The organism is Modestobacter italicus (assembly GCF_019799965.1).
Classification (GTDB): domain Bacteria; phylum Actinomycetota; class Actinomycetes; order Mycobacteriales; family Geodermatophilaceae; genus Modestobacter; species Modestobacter italicus_A.
Window position 1 is genome coordinate 185,779 of the sequence record NZ_JABGCJ010000003.1, and the last position, 18,438, is coordinate 204,216.

Annotated in this window: 15 protein-coding genes; 10 read left to right on the forward strand and 5 right to left on the reverse strand. The window is 75.7% G+C overall.

Going from position 1 to position 18,438, the window contains the following annotated elements:
• Positions 1–31 precede the first annotated feature (31 nt).
• The 5 genes from ccrA (at position 32) to HLA93_RS08485 (ending at position 6,950) form a co-directional block, all read left to right on the forward strand.
• Positions 32–1,363, forward strand: coding sequence for a crotonyl-CoA carboxylase/reductase (ccrA, locus tag HLA93_RS08465; protein ID WP_222193955.1), 1,332 nt, complete (start codon positions 32–34; stop codon positions 1,361–1,363).
• Between the two features lie 137 nt (positions 1,364–1,500).
• Positions 1,501–3,021, forward strand: a complete 1,521-nt coding sequence (locus HLA93_RS08470) for a hypothetical protein (RefSeq protein ID WP_222193956.1) — start codon at positions 1,501–1,503, stop codon at positions 3,019–3,021.
• Positions 3,022–3,283: 262 nt separating this feature from the next.
• Positions 3,284–5,314, forward strand: a complete 2,031-nt coding sequence (locus tag HLA93_RS08475; RefSeq protein WP_222193957.1) for a hypothetical protein — start codon at positions 3,284–3,286, stop codon at positions 5,312–5,314.
• 60 nt (positions 5,315–5,374) lie between these two features.
• Positions 5,375–6,253, forward strand: coding sequence for a DUF4397 domain-containing protein (locus HLA93_RS08480; RefSeq protein WP_222193958.1), 879 nt, complete (start codon positions 5,375–5,377; stop codon positions 6,251–6,253).
• A 37-nt stretch (positions 6,254–6,290) separates the two neighbouring features.
• The gene (locus HLA93_RS08485) at positions 6,291–6,950 is read left to right on the forward strand and encodes a class F sortase (protein ID WP_222193959.1); all 660 of its coding nucleotides are present in this window, start codon (positions 6,291–6,293) and stop codon (positions 6,948–6,950) included.
• 43 nt (positions 6,951–6,993) lie between these two features.
• Here HLA93_RS08485 and HLA93_RS08490 read toward each other — a convergent pair whose 3' ends face one another.
• The 3 genes from HLA93_RS08490 to nucS all read right to left on the reverse strand — a co-directional run bounded on the left by HLA93_RS08490 (position 6,994) and on the right by nucS (position 9,845).
• Positions 6,994–7,299 (reverse strand): hypothetical protein, encoded by a 306-nt coding sequence (locus tag HLA93_RS08490; protein ID WP_222193960.1) that lies wholly within the window; start codon positions 7,297–7,299, stop codon positions 6,994–6,996.
• A gap of 5 nt (positions 7,300–7,304) precedes the next feature.
• Complete coding sequence (locus tag HLA93_RS08495; RefSeq protein WP_222193961.1) at positions 7,305–9,086, reverse strand: 3-hydroxyacyl-CoA dehydrogenase family protein; 1,782 nt, start codon at positions 9,084–9,086, stop codon at positions 7,305–7,307.
• A gap of 87 nt (positions 9,087–9,173) precedes the next feature.
• A complete protein-coding gene (nucS, locus tag HLA93_RS08500) occupies positions 9,174–9,845 on the reverse strand; it encodes an endonuclease NucS (RefSeq protein ID WP_222193962.1) in 672 nt (223 codons plus the stop codon).
• A gap of 94 nt (positions 9,846–9,939) precedes the next feature.
• Here nucS and HLA93_RS08505 point away from each other — a divergent pair, with 94 nt between their 5' ends.
• Entirely contained in the window at positions 9,940–10,809 is an 870-nt protein-coding gene (locus HLA93_RS08505) for a hypothetical protein (protein WP_222193963.1), read from the forward strand.
• Positions 10,810–10,852: 43 nt separating this feature from the next.
• Here the strand turns inward: HLA93_RS08505 and HLA93_RS08510 are convergent, their stop codons facing one another.
• Entirely contained in the window at positions 10,853–12,250 is a 1,398-nt protein-coding gene (locus tag HLA93_RS08510; RefSeq protein WP_222193964.1) for a dicarboxylate/amino acid:cation symporter, read from the reverse strand.
• A gap of 352 nt (positions 12,251–12,602) precedes the next feature.
• Between HLA93_RS08510 and HLA93_RS08515 the strand changes: the two genes are divergently transcribed.
• From HLA93_RS08515 to HLA93_RS08530, 4 genes are all read left to right on the forward strand, one after another.
• Complete coding sequence (locus HLA93_RS08515) at positions 12,603–13,256, forward strand: DedA family protein (RefSeq protein ID WP_222193965.1); 654 nt, start codon at positions 12,603–12,605, stop codon at positions 13,254–13,256.
• A gap of 4 nt (positions 13,257–13,260) precedes the next feature.
• Positions 13,261–13,992, forward strand: coding sequence for a YqjF family protein (locus HLA93_RS08520; protein WP_222193966.1), 732 nt, complete (start codon positions 13,261–13,263; stop codon positions 13,990–13,992).
• 79 nt (positions 13,993–14,071) lie between these two features.
• On the forward strand, positions 14,072–15,271 hold the full coding sequence (locus tag HLA93_RS08525; RefSeq protein ID WP_222193967.1) for a sensor domain-containing phosphodiesterase: 1,200 nt from the start codon (positions 14,072–14,074) through the stop codon (positions 15,269–15,271).
• 68 nt (positions 15,272–15,339) lie between these two features.
• Entirely contained in the window at positions 15,340–16,374 is a 1,035-nt protein-coding gene (locus HLA93_RS08530) for a Gfo/Idh/MocA family protein (protein ID WP_308128016.1), read from the forward strand.
• Here the strand turns inward: HLA93_RS08530 and HLA93_RS08535 are convergent.
• Positions 16,371–18,395 (reverse strand): methylmalonyl-CoA mutase family protein, encoded by a 2,025-nt coding sequence (locus tag HLA93_RS08535; RefSeq protein WP_222193968.1) that lies wholly within the window; start codon positions 18,393–18,395, stop codon positions 16,371–16,373. The genes HLA93_RS08530 and HLA93_RS08535 overlap by 4 nt on opposite strands.
• Between the last annotated feature and the right edge of the window lie 43 nt (positions 18,396–18,438).

Below are 18,438 nucleotides of genomic sequence, written 5' to 3' on the forward strand. Positions count from 1 at the left end.
TCCGAGCCAACGACGACCCGGGAGCGCACGCATGGACCAGATCAGGGACGCCATCCTCGCCGACGACCTCGACGCGATCGGAGGGCTCCCGACACCGGGGTCCTACCGCGCGGTGCTGGTCCGCAAGGACGAGCAGGAGGTGTTCGAGGGCCTGGCGACGAGGGACAAGGACCCCCGCCGCTCCCTGCACGTCGAGGAGGTGCCGACCCCGGAGCTGGGCCCGGGCGAGGCACTGGTGGCGGTGATGGCCTCGTCGGTCAACTACAACACCGTCTGGACGTCGATCTTCGAGCCGGTGTCGACCTTCGGCTTCCTCGCCCGCTACGGCCGGCTCAACGACCTGACGAAGAAGCACGACCTGCCCTACCACGTGGTCGGCTCGGACCTCTCCGGCGTGGTGGTCCGGGTCGGCCCCGGGGTGAACAAGTGGAAGCCCGGCGACGAGGTGGTCGCGCACTGCCTGTCGGTCGAGCTGGAGGACCCGGCCGGCCACGACGACACGATGATGGACCCGCAGCAGCGCATCTGGGGGTTCGAGACCAACTTCGGCGGCCTGGCCGAGCTCTCCCTGGTCAAGAGCAACCAGCTGATGCCCAAGCCGGCCCACCTCACCTGGGAGGAGGCCGCCTGCCCCGGGCTGGTCAACTCCACCGCCTACCGGCAGCTGGTCAGCCGCAACGGCGCGGCCATGAAGCAGGGTGACGTCGTCCTGATCTGGGGCGCCTCCGGTGGCCTGGGCTCCTACGCCACGCAGATGGCGCTCAACGGCGGCGCGATCCCGGTCTGCGTGGTCGGCAGCCCGGAGAAGGCCGAGATCGTCCGCTCCATGGGCGCCGAGCTGGTGATCGACCGCTCGGCCGAGCAGTACCGGTTCTGGAAGGACGAGGACACCCAGGACCCCGACGAGTGGAAGCGGCTGGGCGCCAGGATCCGCGAGCTCACCGGCGGGGACGACGCGGACATCGTGTTCGAGCACCCGGGCCGGGAGACCTTCGGCGCCAGCGTCTACGTCGCCCGCCGCGGCGGGACGATCGTCACCTGCGCCTCGACCAGCGGGTACCTGCACTCCTACGACAACCGCTACCTCTGGATGAACCTGAAGCGGATCGTCGGCTCGCACTTCGCCAACTACCGCGAGGCGTGGGAGGCCAACCGCCTGATCCAGCGGGGGCTGATCCACCCGACGCTGTCGAAGACCTACGCCATGGAGGACGTCGGCCAGGCCGCCTACGACGTCCACCGCAACCTGCACCAGGGCAAGGTCGGGGTGCTCACCCTCGCCCCCGAGCAGGGCCTGGGCGTGCGGGACACGGCGCTGCGCGAGCAGCACCTGACGGCGATCAACCGGTTCCGGGACCAGTGACCGCACGGGCCCCCGCCGGGCCCGTGCACGGCGCCCTGCCGGTCCCGGCGAGGACCGGCGGGGCGGGGTCTGGGAGTTCGCTGGGAGCGGTCCACGACACGCTGACCGCACCCCCGGATCAATGCGAGGATGACGGCATGAGCGACCCCCGCGACGAACTGATCGACTACCGCGACAGTGGGCCGACCTTCGACGTCGTCCGCAAGGGGTACGACCGCGAGCAGGTGGCCGAGACGCTGGCCGGCCTGGACGCCGACCTGCGCGTCGCGCTCGCCGACCGCGACGCCGCCGTCGCCCGCTCCGCCGACCTGGCCCGCCAGCTGCAGGCGCTGCACGGTGAGGTCGAGTCGCTGCGCCGCCGCGCGGCCACCGCCAGCGCGCCCACGTTCGAGAACATGGGCGAGCGGATCTCCAACATGCTGCGGCTGGCCGAGGAGGAGGCCGCGGAGATCCGGCGCGCGGCCGAGGAGCAGGCGGCCCAGCTCCAGGCGGCCGTGGCCGCCGAGGCCGAGGCGATCCGCGAGCGGGTGGCCGGCGAGGAGCGCGCGCTGGGCGAGCGGTCGGCCGCCAGCCGGGCGGAGGCCGAGCGGCTGGTCGTCGAGGCCCGGCAGCACGCCGAGCAGATCGCCGCCGTCGCGCAGGCGCGCGCCGACGACCTGGTGGCCAAGGCCCAGGAGCGGGTGGCCCGGCTGGACGCCGACTCGCAGGCCCGCCGCGCCAAGGCCGAGCAGGACTTCGAGATCGCCCAGCGCGCCCGCCGCACGGAGGCGGCCCGGCTGGAGGAGGAGCGGGAGCGCACCTCGATCGCGACCGCTCAGCAGCGGGTGGCCGAGGCCGACGAGCGGGCCCGCCGCACCGTCGCCGAGGCAGAGGCGTCCGCCGCCGCGATCCGGGGTGTCCGCGACGAGCTGGTCGGCCGGCTGACCGACGTCCGTTCGCTGCTCGGCCGGCTGCCGGACCTGTCCGACCGTCCGCAGCGGGGCGACGACAGCCCGGTCCAGCCCGCCGCCGCTCAGCGGCAGCAGGCCCCGGCGCAGGCTCCGCAGGCGCAGGCCGAGGCCCCACAGGCGCGGGCCGAGCAGCCGGCAGCCCCGCAGGCGGACGAGGCCCCCGCGGCCCAGGCTCCCCAGCGCGAGCGGGCACCGCAGCGCGACCAGGCGCCGCAGCGCGAGCAGGCACCGGCTCAGCAGGCACCGGCTCAGCAGGCACCGGCCGGCAGCTCGGCGGCAGGGACCCAGCCGGCTGCGGCTGCCCCGGCGAGGGCGGCACAGACCCAGGAGGTGCGGCTGCCCGCCCCGGCCGGGTCCGGCGCGGCACCGGCTCCCGAGCAGGCCGGGGCTCCGGCCGCCGCACAGCGTCAGGTCGTCCGGACGCCGCCCCCGGCCCACCCGACACAGCAGGTGGCAGCACAGCGGCCGGAGACGGCGCCGGTCGCGGCTCAGCCGGCAGGTGACGAGGGCGACGACACCCAGCCCGGCACCGCGGAGCAGCCGGCCGTGGAGCGTCCGGCTGCCGAGCGGGCCACCCAGCAGCGGCCTCAGCCGACGCCGCGGCAGACGCCGCCGGTCCCGGCCCGTGGCCCGGCCACCCGGGTGCAGCCGAACCCCGCGGTGAGCGCCGGCCAGGGCGGCGGTCCGGCCGCCCCCGGCCGGAGCTGACCTCCGCCCCCACCACCCGACGGACCCGTCCGGCGCCCCAGGCGCCGGCGGGTCCGTCGTCGTCTCCCCCGCTGGCCGCTCCCGGAGGGCCGTGTCAGCGTCGGGCACGGCCCTCCTGCTGAGCCCGGCCCGGCGGTCGTGGGCCCTCCACCGCGGCGCGGCACGGCGCTGGGCCGACGGCGAGGGCACGATGGGACCCGGACCGGCCCCGGTCGGTCACCACCGCCGGGACCGCAGCGAACGCGGGGGGAGGACGACGGCCGTGGCCGAGTCGACGACACGGCCGGACGGCGCCCACCCGTCCGGCTCCGGCACGACCGCACGACCACCGGCCCCGGCCCACCACCGCCACGACCAGCCGGTCGCACCGGTCGGCGGACCGGGGACCGAGCCCGCAGCGGCAGGTCCGGCGGACGGTGCACCAGCTCCCGACGTCGTCCCCGGCCGTGCCGCGCAGCCCCGCACCGGCGGCACGCGACGGGCCCGGCACCGGGCGGCACGCCCGCCGTTGCCGGCCCGCGCCCGGGCCGGCCTGCTGTGGCCGCTGGCGGCGCTGGTCGTGGTCGGCCTGGTCGCCGGCCGCACGCTGCGCGGCGGGCCGCTGCCCGGCGACGGCGCCCTGATGGCCCCGGCCTTCCTGCTCGGCCGGGGCGAGGGAACGCTGGCCGCGTTGTCCCCCGAGGGGCTGGGGGCCGCCCATGCGGCGGTGTACGCGACGGTGACCCGGGCCGTGGAACGGCACGCCACCCTCGCCGGCGCCGAGCGCGAACTGCTGCTCGTCGTCCTCCTGGTCAGCGCCGTGCTGCTCTGGCGCACCGCCCGGCGGATCGGGGTCCCGGACGCCGCCTGCGCGCTGAGCGTGCTGGTGCTGGGCGCCGTGCCCGCGCTGGCGCCGCTGCACGCGGTCGCCACCCCCGCGGTGTTCGCGAGCGCCTGGTCACTCCTGGCGGCGTGGCTGCTCGCCGGGGTGCTGACCGGTGACCGCGCCCCCGGCGCCCGCCCGCCGGTCGCCGCCGCCGTGCTCGCCGGGGTCGCCGTCGTCCTGGCCGTGCTGCTGGCGCCCGACGTGCTGCTGCTCCTCGTCGCCGGAGCCGCCGCCGCGGGCACCCTGACCGGCCCGGTCGGGCGGCGTGCAGCGGCCGCCGGGCTGGGCCTGCTGCTGCTGGCTGGCACCCGGGTGCTGGTCGGCCGCTGGCACTCCGACGCCGGCGACCCGGCCCGCTGGGGTGCCGAGCGCCTGGACCTGTGGCTGCTCAGCGCCGCGCTCGTGGCCGTGGGCCTGGTCGCCGCCTGGTCGCTGCCGGCAGTGCGTGCCCTGGGGGTCGCGCTGGTCGCCGTCACCGTGGTCGCCGTGGCCCCACCGCTGGGCCGGCTGTCGGGGCTGGTGCTCGTCCTGCCGCTCGCCGCGCTGCTGCTGGGCGCGGTGGCCACCGTCGCGGCGTCCCGGGTCGCCCGCCCGGTGCTCGCCCGGCGTCCGCGAGCCCTGCTGGCCGCCGGGCTGGCCGCCGCCGTCGTCCTGGCCGGGGCCGGAGCGGCTGCCACCGTGGCCCTGGCCGGCACGCCGCGACGGGACCTCGGTGCGGGCGCGTACGCGCAGCTGGCCCGGTGGGCGGGCGACCAGCTCCGGGACGACGCCGTGCTCGTCGCCGGCCCGAGGACGGCGGCCGAGCTGCTGCACGCCGGCGTCGACGAGGCGCGCCTGGCCCGCCGCGGGGAGGTGCCGGTGCCGGCGTCGGCGCCCGCTCCGGACGAGCCGGCGCTGCGGGTGACCACGGACCGGCCGGCGGAGGGCAGCGCGGTGCTGGCCCGCTTCGGCGACGCGGCCGACGGTCCGGTGCTCACCGTGACCACCCCCCGCCCGACGCCGCCGACCGAGGAGCAGCTGGCGGCCCGCCGCGACCTGGCCGCCGCGCTGCTGGCCAACCCCACGATCGAGGTCCCCGCCGACGACGCCGCACTGCTCGCCGCCGGCCGGGTGGACCCGCGGCTGCTGTCGCTGCTGGCCGGCCTCGGTGCGCGGTACGGCGTGGGGGTCGGGTCGCTGCTGCCGGTGCCCGGCGAGCCGGCCGAGGCGCCCGTCCGCCAGGCGGTGATCAGCAGCCTCGGCGGCACGTCGCTCGCCGGGGACGACGCCGCGGCCCGGGCTGCCGAGGACCGGCTGCGTGCACTGCTGGACGCCCAGCGGCCGCCCTACGCGCCGAGCCGGGTCACCGAGGTCGAGGGCGGGCTGCTGGTCGGCTACCCGCTGGTGCGGGACCCCGACACGCTGGTCAGCATCACCGGGGGACGATGAGCGTGCGCCGCCACACCCTGGGTAGTGACGCACCGACCACCACCCCGAGGAGGAGCCCTCATGCCCCGGCTGACCCGAGCACCGCTGCTCGCCCTGCTCTGCGCCGGGCTCATCGCCCTGGGGCTCCCCGTCGCCACCGGGGCGGCCGCCGCGCCGGCAGTCTCCGGTGAGGAGGGGCTGCTGCGCATGATGCACCTGTCCCCCGACACCCCCTCGGTGGACGCCTACATCGACTCGGTGTCCGATCCCGACGTCGGTGTGGTCCTCCCCGCGGTCACCTACGGAGACGTCTCCCCGTACCAGGTCGTCCCGGCCGGCACCTACACGGTGAGCGCCCGCGCCGCCGGCGCCGACCCGGCCAGCCCGCCGGTGCTCGCCAGCACCGTCACCGTGGCCCCCGGTACCGCGACCACCATCGCCGGCGTCGGGTTCTTCGCCGACCTGGGCTTCGCCGTGCTGTCCGACGACCTCACCCTGCCGACCGCCGGTCAGGCGCGCGCCCGGCTGGTCAACGCCGCCAGCACCGGCGCGCCGCTGGACCTGACGCTGACCGGCGGCACGGTGCTGGCCGGCGACCTGCCCTTCGCCGAGTCGACCGACTACGTCGACGTGCCCGGCGGCGCCGGGACCCTGACGGTCACCCCCAGCGCCGGCGAGCCGAGCGAGCTGCCGGTCGAGCTGGCCGCCGGGTCGGTCTACACCGTGTTGGTGCTCGACCGCAGCGACGGCGGCCTGACGGTGACCAGCGTGCTGGATGCCGCCAGCCCGGGCGTCGTCCCGGTCGGTGGCGTCGAGGCCGGCGCCGGTGGCACGGCGCTGGACGAGGGTCTGCCGGTCGGCCGGTCCGCCCTCGCCGTCCTCGCGCTGACCGCCCTGGCCCTCGCCGTGGGGGTGCGCCTGCCCCGCCGCGGGCGCGCGCCGCGGCACCTCGCCTCCTGACCGTCCGGTGGGCCCCCTGCCCCGCCCGGCGGAGCCGGTGACCCGGCCGAGCAGCCAGGAGCGGTCCGGCCGGCACCGCCGGCCGGACCGCTCGTGGCTGACCGCGGTACGCGGTGGGCTGCTCGCCGTGGCCGTCGTGGCCGGCACCGTCGCCCTGGTGGACCGCCCGGACGACGCCGTGCGTGCCACGGCGTCGGCGAGCCCGCCGGCGCCGGTGGTGCTCGGCTCCCCCACCGCGGTGCCCGCGGCCCGCGCCGTCGCGACCCCCGCCGGGCTGCGGATCGACGCCATCGGCCTGGACACCGACCTGACCCGGATCGGCGTGGACGACGCAGGGGCCCTCGTGCCCCCGGCGGACTTCGAGCAGGCCGGCTGGTTCGCCGCGGGCCCGGCGCCGGGCGAGGTCGGGCCGGCGGTGCTGGCCGGTCACGTCGACGACCGGCGCGGCCCCGGGGTGTTCTCCCGGCTGGAGGAGCTCGAGCCCGGTGACCGGGTGCAGGTCACCCGCAGCGACGGCCAGGTGCTCCAGTTCGCGGTCACCCGGGTGGCCGCCTACCCCAAGGACGACTTCGCCACCGCCGAGGTCTACGGCCCGACGACCGGCGCGGAGCTGCGGCTGATCACCTGCGGCGGCTCCTTCGACCGCACCCGCCGCAGCTACACCGACAACGTCGTCGTCTACGCCCGGCTCACCTGACGGCCCCCGGCCCGCCGCAGGAGGGAGCAGCGTGTTCCGCCCGCTAGCGACGGCGGTCGCGGGCCCGCCAGCAGGCGGTGTGCCAGTGCCGGCGCCAGTCCGCGGCGGACTCGGTGTCCCAGGGCTCCAGGTCGGAGTCGCGGGCGTAGGCCGGCCAGGTGACCACGTGCGGGGTGCCCGGCCGGATCTCCTGGTCGCACCCCGGGCAGCGGTAGGTCTTGTCGCTGCCCGCCCCGGTCAGCGGGCGGACCACCCAGTCGCCGTCCCCGGCCTCCTCGATCGGCTGGACCGGACGACGGCCCGGTGGCGGCCCGGTCCGGCCACGGCGGTTGCCGCCCCGGCGCCCCACGCCGGCTACCGGCCCGAGTGGTCGCGGAAGCCGCGGCCGGCCTTGCGGCCCAGGTAGCCGGCGGTGACCAGGTGCTCCAGCAGCGGCGCCGGGGCGAAGCCGGGCTCGCGGAACTCGGTGTACAGCTCGCGCTCGATCGCCAGGGCGACGTCCAGGCCGACGACGTCCAGCAGCTCAAAGGGGCCCATCGGGTAGCCACAGCCGACCTTCATCGCGGCGTCGATGTCGTCGGCGGTGGCGTAGTGGGCCTCGAGCATCTTGACCGCGTCGTTGAGGTAGGGGAACAGCAGCGCGTTGACGATGAACCCGGCCCGGTCGGTGCAGGAGACGGCGTGCTTGCCCAGCTGCGCGCAGAGGGCGCGCGCGGTCGCGGCGGCGTCCGGCGCGGTGGCGATGGTGGAGACCACCTCGACCAGCTCCATCACCGGCGCCGGGTTGAAGAAGTGCAGGCCGACGACGTCACCGGGGCGCTCGCTTGCCTTGGCGCACTCGATCACCGGCAGGCTGGAGGTCGTGGTGGCCAGCACCGCGCCGGGCTTGGCGATCTCGCCCAGCGCGGCGAACAGCGCCTGCTTGGTGGCCAGGTGCTCGACGACGGCCTCGATGACCAGGTCGGCGTCAGCGAGGTCGTCGAGCCGGGCGCTGCCGGTGACCCGGGCGAGGGCGGCGTCCCGGTCGGCCTGCTCCAGCCGGCCGCGGACGACCTGCTTGTCCAGCGCCCGGGTCAGCGCGGCCTGCACCGCCTCGACCTTGTCGGGGGTCCGGGCGACGAAGGTGACGTCGTAGCCGCCCTTGGCGACCACCTCGATGATCCCGGTGGCCATCGTCCCGGACCCGACGACCCCGATCCGGCGCAGCGGGCGGGCCTCGGCGGCGGCGTCCCGGGCGGGCGGGGTCTGGGCGTCCGGCACGACCTCGGCGGAGTCGCGGCCGGCGTAGGTGTAGAAGCCGCGGCCGGTCTTCCGGCCGAGCAGGCCCGCGGTCATCATCTGCTTGATCACCGGCGACGGGGCGTGCAGCCGGTTGCGCGACTGCTGGTACATCGTCACGAGGATCTCGTAGGCGGTGTCGATGCCGATGAGGTCCATCAGCGCCAGCGGGCCCATCGGCAGGCCGCAGCCCAGCCGCATGGCGGCGTCGATGTCCTCCCGGCTGGCGTAGCGGTTCTCGAACATCTCGACGGCGTGGTTGAGGTAGCCGAACAGCAGCGCATTGGCGATGAAGCCGGCCTTGTCGCCGATGGTGACGTCGATCTTCCCGAGCCGGGCGGCGAGCGCCTCGACGTCCTCGACCACCGAGGGCTCGGTGACGACGGTGCGCACGACCTCGACCAGCTTCATCACCGGCGCCGGGTTGAAGAAGTGCATCCCGATGACCTTGCCGGGGCGCCCGGTGGTCACCGACAGCTCGGTGACCGACAGGCTGGAGGTGTTGGTGGCCAGGATCGTGTCCGGCGGGCAGATGCCGTCCAGCCGGGCGAACAGCTGGGCCTTGAGCTCCATCCGCTCCGGGATCGCCTCGACCACCAGCTCGGCGACGGCGAGGTCCTCCATCGCGGTGGTGAACCGGATCCGGGACAGGATCGCGTCGCGCGCAGCGGGCTCGAGCTTCCCTCGGGCGACGGCCTTGCCGGTAGACTGCTCGACGTGCGCGCGGCCGCGCTGCAGCGCCTCGTCGGTCACCTCGACCGCCGTCACCGACAGCCCGGCCCGGGCCAGCACCTCGGCGATGCCGGCGCCCATGGTGCCCAGCCCCACCACGCCGACCTCGGTCAGTTCTCTGGCCACGCTGCCGTCCCTCCGCCGTCCGGTGATCGCCAGCAGTTTCGCACTCCGGGCACCCTGACTACCGGCCGGTAGGTACGGGGGCCCTTCTCAGAACAGGCGCTGCGAGGGGTCGTCGGTGCCCTTCAGGACGGCGTAGTCGACGGTCAGGCAGTCGATGCCCCGGTCGGCGGCCAGCACCCGGGCCTGCGGCTTGATCTCCTGCGCGGCGAAGACGCCCTTCACCGGGGCCAGCAGCGGGTCGCGGTTGAGCAGCTCCAGGTAGCGGGTGAGCTGCTCGACGCCGTCGATCTCCCCGCGGCGCTTGATCTCCACCGCCACCGTCGTGCCACCGGCGTCGCGGCAGAGCAGGTCCACCGGGCCGATCGCGGTCGGGTACTCGCGGCGGACCAGCGACCAGCCCTCGCCGAAGGTCTCCACGTGCAGCGCCAGCAGCCGCTGCAGGTCGGCCTCCACGCCGTCCTTCTGCAGTCCGGGGTCGATGCCCAGGTCGTGGCGGGAGTCGTGCTCGACCGACTCGATGGTGATGATCAGCTGCTCGCCGGCCTTGTTGGTGACCGTCCAGGTACCGGTGCCGTCGGTGAGCTCCTCCTTGAGCGAGCACGGCGGGCTCATCCAGTTCAGCGGCTTGTAGGCCCGGTCGTCGGCGTGGATGGACACCGAGCCGTCGGCCTTGACCAGCAGCAGCCGGGTCGCGGGCGGGAGGTGGGCGGTGAGCCGCCCGATGTAGTCCACGGAGCAGCGGGCAATGACCAGACGCACGGACGGCGACGCTACCGGCTGCCCACGCCTCCCCCGCCACCGGCGCGTCGGCCCCGCCGCGGAACCCGGGGACGTCGGTGGCCGTGTACTCCCTGTGCGCCCTGCCATCGCTCTGCGTCCTGCCGGCCTCGTGCTGGCCCTGCTGCTGACCGCCTGCGCCGAGGGTGGCGGCACGGGCACGACACCGGCACCCGTGCCCGAGGCCGTCGCGCTGCCCGAGGCCGAGGACGCGCTGGTGCTCCAGGTGGAGCAGACCGGTGGGTTCGTGACCCCGGAGATGCTGGCCGGCCGGCTGCCGATCGTGAGCGTGTACGGCGACGGGCGGGTGGTCACCCAGGGCCCGGTCATCGCGATCTACCCGGCCCCGGCCTGGCCGAACGTGCAGGTGCAGCAGGCCGACCGGTCGACGGTGCAGGAGCTCGCCGAGCGGGCGCTGGCAGCGGGGGTCGACGAGACGGCCGACCTCGGGTCGCCGCCGCTCGCCGACGCCCCCTCCACCCGGTTCACGCTCGTGACCGAGGACGGCCCGATCACCCGGGAGGTCTACGCGCTGCAGGAGGGCGTGGGAGCGGGCGGGCTCACCGCGGAGCAGGAGGCCGCCCGGGCCGAGCTGCGGGAGCTCCTCGACGAGCTGACCGACCTGTCGACCACCCTCGGCCGCGACGACGCACCGACGTCCTACCAGCCCGCAGCGGTGGCCGCGCTGGCCCGCCCGTGGTCCGCGCCGGCCGACGGGACGGCGCAGCCGGAGCTGGCCTGGCCCGGGCCGGCGCTGCCGGGCGAGCCGATCGCGCCGGGGGTGACCTGCGTGACCGCCAGCGGCGAGCAGGCCCGGGCCCTGGCCGATGCGGCTCAGGATGCGACGACGCTGACCCCGTGGGTGGGGGCCGACGGGGCCCGGTGGTCGATCACCTTCCGCCCCCTGCTGCCGGAGGAGTCCGGCTGCGCCGACCTGACCGGCTGACCCGGCGAGCTCCCCGGGTGGTCACCCGGGGAGCTCGTGCGGATCAGGCCTGTGCGGCCACCGGCGGCTGCGGGGTGCGCAGGTCCGTGTCGACACCCGCGGTCGGACCGTCGTCCTCGACCGGGGCCAGCGGGTCGGCGGTGCGGGTGGCGTTGTAGCGGGCCAGGTCGAGCAGCCCCTCGCGCTTGGCGACGATCGTGGGCACCAGCGCCTGGCCGGTGACGTTGGTGGCGGTGCGCCCCATGTCCAGGATCGGGTCGACCGCGAGCAGCAGGCCGACGCCGGCCAGCGGCAGGCCCAGGGTGGACAGCGTCAGCGTGAGCATCACGACCGCGCCGGTGACCCCGGCGGTCGCCGCGGAGCCGACCACCGACACCAGCGCGATGAGCAGGTAGTCGGTCAGCGACAGCGGGACGTCGAAGAACTCGGCCACGAAGATCGCCGCCAACGCCGGGTAGATCGCGGCGCAACCGTCCATCTTCGTGGTGGCGCCCAGCGGCACGGCGAAGGAGGCGTAGCTGCGCGGGACGCCGAGGTCGGCCTCGGTGACCCGCTGGGTCACCGGCAGGGTGCCGATCGAGCTGCGCGAGACGAAGGCCAGCTGGATCGCCGGCCAGGCACCGGCGTAGAAGCGCAGCGGCGAGAGGCCGTGCAGCTTGAGCAGCACCGGGTAGACGACCAGCAGCACGATCGCCAGGCCGCCGTACACCGCGCCGACGAAGACGCCCAGCGCGCCGAGGGACTCCCAGCCGTAGCTGGCCACCGCCTTGCCGATCAGGCCGACGGTGCCGATCGGGGCCAGCAGGATGACCCACCAGAGCACCTTCTGCACGATCGCCAGCACCGAGCGGGTGACCGACAGGAACGGGTCGGCGGCCGAGCCGACCTTGAGCGCGGCGATGCCGATGGCCACCGAGACGACGATCAGCTGCAGGATGTTGAAGCTGACGCCGTCCGCGTCACCCTCCAGGCCGAGGAAGTTGGCCGGGACGAGGCCGGTCAGGAAGTCCCACCAGGAGCCGGACGTGCCCTCGTAGGTGGCCAGGCCGGCGTCGACCGAGCTGCGGTCGCCGGGCCGGGTGAGCAGGCCCAGCCCGATGCCGATGGAGACGGCGATCAGCGACGTGATGGCGAACCACAGCAGGGTCTGGCCGGCCAGCCGCGCGGCGTTGGACACCTGCTTGAGGTTGGCGATGCTGACGATGATCGCGGTGACGATCAGCGGGACGACGATCGCCCGCAGCAGCCCGACGAAGGTGCTGCCGATGGTGGTCAGGGTGCTGGTCAGCCAGTTGGCGTCGGTGCCCGGCACCAGGACGCCGTCGACGAAGGAGCCGGAGACCGGGCCCATCGCGCGGGCGACCAGGCCGAGGGCGACGCCGACGACCAGGCCGAGCAGGACCTGGACGGCGAACGGGACGTGACGGAGACGTGCGAGCACGGGGTGGGTGCCTCTCAGAGCAGGATGGGGGTGGGCCGGCAGCGGGCACCCGGACAGCGCTCGGTCGTCACCCGACCGTGGTCGACGACGCGGCGGCGCGTCAGCCCCCAGAGATCACTCACGTCGGGACGAAGGCGCGGCAGGTGGCCGGTCATTCCGCCTGGTGACCGGGATCATCATCGTCGACTGCCCGGTTCACCAGGGTCCTTCGGCGGGGCGGCCGGTGCGCCGACGTCCGCCAGGAGTCGCAGCCGGGTGGTCCCCCCGGTGGACCGCGACCGCGACCTCAGGTGGATGTGCCCGGCGTCCCGGCCCAGCAGGCTCGGGGCATGCCGTTCCCGGGGAGCCGATCGTGACCGACGCCGTCCTCACCTGGGTGCACGACCTGATGGCCTCGCCGTGGGTGCTGGTCGCCCTCTTCGCGCTCTCCGCCGTCGACGGCTTCCTGCCGGTGGTGCCGAGCGAGAGCGTGGTGATCACCGCCGGGGTGTTCGCCGCGACCGGGCAGCCGGACCTGCCCGCGGTGGTCGCGGTGTCCGCGTTGGGCGCCTTCGCCGGCGACCACGTCTCCTACCTGCTCGGCTCGCGGCTCGGTCCGCGACTGCGCGCCCGGGCGCGGCCGGGCAGCCGCCGGCACGCCGCCTTCACCCGGGCCGACCGGCTGCTCACCCAGCGCGGCGGCGTCCTGCTGGTGACCGCCCGCTACGTGCCGGGCCTGCGGACGACCGTGACGTTGACCGCCGGCGCGGTCGGCTGGCCGCTGCGCCGGTTCACCCCGTTCGCCGCGCTGGCCGCCCTCACCTGGGCCGGCTGGTCGGCCGGGATCGGCTACGTCGGCGGGCTGGCCTTCGAGCGGGACCCGCTGCGCGGGCTCCTGCTCGGGCTGGGCCTGGCGCTCGCCCTCGCCGCACTGGGCGAGGGGGTGCGCTCCCTGGTGCACCGGCGCCGCCGTCCCGCGCCGGAGGCACCTGCCGAGCCCACCCCGGCGGAGGTACCGGCAGGCTGAGCCGGTGAGCTCCCCCGAACCCGTGAGCCGGACGACGCTGCGGCCGGTGCACCGGACGGTCTCCACCCAGGGCTGGCGCGACGTCACCTTCCTGCACTGGGCGGTCGACCCGGCCCTGGTGGCCCCGCTGCTGCCGGCCGGGACCGTGCCCGACGAGCTGGACGGCGCCACGTACGTCGGCCTCGTCCCCTTCCGGATGCGGCGGATCGGTCTGCTCGGCGCCCCCGGCCTGCCCTACCTCGGCTCCTTCGCCGAGACCAACGTGCGGCTCTACTCGGTCGACGCGCAGGGACGGCGCGGCGTCGTCTTCCGCTCGCTGGAGGCCGAACGGCTGCTGCCGGTCCTCGCGGCCCGCTGGGTGGCCCGGCTGCCGTACCAGTGGTCCCGGATGCGGATCGAACGGGACGGTGACCGGCTCACCTATCGCTGCGCCCGCCGCTGGCCCGGACCCCGCGGCGCGGGCGGCACGATCGCCGTCCGGGTCGGTGCGGAGCTGCCCGAGCCGAGCCCGCTGGCGGAGTTCCTCACCGGGCGCTGGGGGCTGCACCAGGTCACCGCCGGGCGGCTGGCGTACTGGCCCAACGAGCACCCGGCCTGGCCGCTGCACGACGCCGAGCTGCTGGACCTGGACGACGACCTGGTCGCCACGGCCGGCCTGCCCGGGGTCGGCGGCGGCCCCGACAGCGTGCTGTTCTCCCCCGGTGTCGACGTCCGGTTCGGCCCGCGGCTGCGCTGACCACGACCGATCGACGGACCCACCGACCAATCGAGACGGGGGCGTTCCGTCCAGGCCGGTGCTGCGACACACTGCGGGGGTGAACGGGAGCCGACCGTCGCCGTCCCCGCCGACCCCCTCGTCCGCACCGGCGGTCGCCCTGTCCCCCGCCTGGCTGCACCGGGTCCTCGAGGCGGCCCGCACCCGGCTGGGCATGGACGTCGCCTGGATGTCGACGTTCACCGAGAGCGCGCAGCAGATCCGGGCGGCCACCGGTGCGCTGGACGAGATGAACGTGCACGAGGGGATGGAGCCCTCGCTGGAGGGCTCGTTCTGCGTCCGGGTGCTCAACGGGCAGCTGCCCCCGGTGGTGACCGGCGCCCGCCGCCACCCCGGCACCCGCGACCTGGCCGTCACCGCCGAGCTGGGCATCGGCTCCTACGTGGGCGCGCCGGTCCGCAGCCCGGACGGCCGCCCGGTCGGGATGCTCTGCTGCGTGAGCCGGGACGACGGCGCCCACCTGGACGGGGCGGCCGCCCGGACCCTCGAGCTGCTGGCCGACGTCATCGCCGACCGGCTGGCCGAGCCGCTGCCCGCGCCGCCGGCCGACCCGGCCGGGCAAGTGCGCGAGGTGCTCCGCGAGGGAGCGGTCGTCACCCACGTCCAGCCGATCGCCGACCTCACGACCGGCGAGGCGGTGGCCTACGAGGCGCTGGCCCGGTTCCCCGACGTGGCCGACGGGCCCGCGCAGCTGTTCAGCGCCGCCGCGGCCGCCGGGCTCGGTGTCGAGCTGGAGGAGCTGGCCGCCCGCGCCGCGCTCGCCGTCGCCCCGCGGCTGCCGGCGGGACGACCGCTGGGCGTCAACCTCTCCCCGGAGGCACTGCTGGCCCCGTCGGTGACCGGCCTGCTGCTGGACCACCGGCACCTGGACCTCTCGGTCGAGGTCACCGAACACCGGCCGGTGGACGACTACGACGCCCTGGACCGGGCCCTGTGCCGCCTGCGCGAGGGCGGCATCGGGCTCACCGTCGACGACGCCGGCGCCGGGTACGCCAGCCTGCGGCACGTGCTGCGGCTGCGGCCGGACGTCATCAAGCTCGACATCGCGCTGGTCACCGGGCTGCACACCGACCCCGCCAAGCGCGCGATGGTGACCGCGATGGTGAGCTTCGCCGCCGCGACCGGGGCCGGGCTGGTGGCCGAGGGCGTCGAGGAGAGCGCCGAGGCGGAGACCCTGCGGTCGCTGGGCGTGCACCAGGGTCAGGGGCACCTGTTCGGCCGTCCGACGCCCCTGCTCTGAGGCGCCCGGCGCCGCCGACGACCGGCAGGGGATGATCCGCAGCACGCGTCGTCGAGGTGGGGAGCACCGTGGTGGAGCCCGTTCGGTTCGGACTGGTGGGGTACGGCTTCGGCGGGCGGTACTTCCACGCCCCGCTGCTGGCCGCCGCGGCGGAGTGCGACCTCGTCGCCGTGGTGACGTCCTCGACCGAGCGCCGTGAGCTGATCGGCCGGGAGCACCCCGGCGTGGCCGCCGTCGGCTCACTGGCCGAGCTGGCCGCGGCCGGCGTCGAGGCAGTGGCGATCTCCACTCCGGCCGGCACCCACTCCGCCCTCACCGACGAGGCCCTCGACCTCGGGCTGGCCGTGGTCTGCGACAAGCCGTTCGCACTCGACGCCGCCGCCGCGCGGGCCAGCGTCGAACGGGCCGAACGGCTGGGCCTGCCGCTCGCGCCGTACCAGAACCGCCGCTGGGACTCCGACTTCCGCACCGTCCGGGCGCTGGCCGAGGCCGGCACACTGGGCACGATCACCCGCTTCGAGTCCCGCTTCGAGCGGTTCACCCCCGAGCCGGGGCCCGCTCCGTCCGGTGGCGGCACCCTGCTGGACTTCGGCAGCCACCTGGTCGACCAGGCACTGGTGCTGCTCGGCCCGGTCACCTCGGTGTACGCCGAGTGGCGGGTGCGGGAGAGCGGGCTGGACGACGACGTCTTCGTCGCCCTCACCCACGCCGGCGGCGCCCGCTCGCACCTGGCCGGCAGCTGGAGCGAGGGTGCCCCCGGCAACCGGTTCCGGGTCACCGGCACCGCCGGCAGCTACGTCGTCGGCGGCCCGATGGACGGCCAGGAGGACGCACTGATCGCCGGGGAGTCCCCCGCCACGCTGGGTCCGGACTGGGGCGCCGAGCCGGAGTCCCGCTGGGGCCGGGTGCGCCGCGGCGACCACGAGGACCGGGTGCCGACGCTGCCCGGCGCCTGGGACACCTTCTACCCCGCCTTCGCCGCCGCGGTGCGCGGCCAGGGCCTGGTGCCGGTCGACCCGCGGGACGCCGTCGCCTCGCTCACCGTGCTCGACGCCGCGCGGCGCAGCGCCACCGAGGGCGTCGTCGTCCGACTCCAGCCCTAGCGCGGGAGGGCGGCCTCCCGGCGGTCCGGGTCGAGGTGGTTCGCCGCGCGGACGACGGCGACCACCTCGGCCATGATGTCGGTGATCCCGAAGTCCTTCGGGGTGAACACCCGGGCCACCCCGAACTCGCGCAGCCGGCGGGCGTCGCCGTCGGGGACGATCCCGCCGACCACCACCGGGACGTCGTCCAGCCCGGCCGCCCGCAGCCCGTCGAGCACCGCCGGGACGACCTGCAGGTGCGACCCGGAGAGCACCGACAGCCCGACGACGTGCACGTCCTCCTCGACCGCGGCGGAGACGATCTGCGCCGGGGTGAGCCGGATGCCCTGGTAGACGACCTCGAAGCCGGCGTCCCGGGCCCGGACGGCGATCTGCTCGGCGCCGTTGGAGTGCCCGTCCAGGCCGGGCTTGCCGACCAGGAAGCGCAGCCGGCCGCCCAGCTCCTCCCCGGTCGTGCGCACCCGCTCGCGCACCTCGGCCAGCGTGGCGTCGCCCTCGCCGGTGCCCGCCGCCCCGACCCCGGTCGGCGCCCGGTACTCGCCGAACACCTCGCGCAGCACCCCGGCCCACTCCCCCGTCGTCACCCCGGCCCGGGCGCAGCGCAGCGTCGCCGGCATCAGGTTCTCCGCCGTGCCGGCGGCGGCGCGCAGCGCGTCCAGGGCCTCGGCGACCGGCCCGGGCTCCCGGGTGGCCCGCCACTCCTGCACCGCCATCTGGGCCGCGGCCTCCACCGCCGGGTCGACGGTCTGGACCGCCGTCCCCAGGTCGGCCAGCAACGGGTTCGGCTCGGTGGTGGTGAACCGGTTGACCCCGACCACGACGTCGGCACCGCTCTCCATCCGGCGCCGTCGCTCGGCCAGCGAGGCGACCAGCTGGCCCTTCATGTAGCCGGACTCGACGGCGGCCACCGCACCGCCCAGCTCCTGCACCCGGGCGATCTCGGCCCGGGCCCCCTCGACCAGCTCGGCCACCTTGGTCTCCACGACCACCGACCCGGTGAACAGGTCGTCGTACTCCAGCAGGTCGGTCTCGTACGCCAGCACCTGCTGCAGCCGCAGCGACCACTGCTGGTCCCAGGGCCGGGGCAGGCCCAGCGCCTCGTTCCAGGCCGGCAGCTGGACGGCCCGGGCACGGGCGTCCCGGGAGAGGGTGACGGCCAGCATCTCCAGCACGATCCGCTGCACGTTGTTCTCCGGCTGCGCCTCGGTCAGCCCGAGGGAGTTGACCTGCACCCCGTACCGGAACCGCCGCTGGCCCGGGTCCTGGACGCCGTAGCGCTCCCGGGTCAGCTCGTCCCAGAGCCGGCCGAAGGCGCGCATCTTGCACATCTCCTCGACGAACCGGACACCGGCGTTGACGAAGAAGGAGATCCGGGCGACGACGTCCCCGAAGCGCTCGGGCGGCACCTGGCCGGAGTCGCGGACGGAGTCCAGCACCGCGATCGCGGTGCTCATCGCGTAGGCGATCTCCTGCACCGGCGTCGCCCCGGCCTCCTGCAGGTGGTAGCTGCAGATGTTGACCGGGTTCCACCGCGGCAGCTCGGTGACCGTGTAGGCGACCACGTCGGTGATCAGCCGCATGCTCTGTGCCGGCGGGAACACGTAGGTCCCCCGGGACAGGTACTCCTTGATGATGTCGTTCTGCGTCGTCCCGGCGAGCCGGGCGACGTCGTGGCCGTGCTCCTCGGCCACCGCCTGGTACAGCGCCAGCAGCCACATCGCCGGGGCGTTGATCGTCATCGACGTGTTCATCTCGTCCAGCGGGATGCCGTCGAAGAGCGCCCGCATGTCACCCAGGTGGCTCACCGGGACGCCGACCTTGCCCACCTCCCCCACGGCCAGCTCGTGGTCGGGGTCGTAGCCGGTCTGGGTGGGCAGGTCGAACGCGACCGACAGCCCGGTCTGGCCCTTGGCCAGGTTGCGGCGGTAGAGGGCGTTGGACTCGGCGGGTGAGGAGTGGCCGGCGTAGGTGCGCATCACCCAGGGCCGGTCGCGGTCCTTCGACGCTGAAGGGAACGGCATGCCCGCGGAGTGTAGGGCGGTTACCGGCCAGTAGCCACGGGTC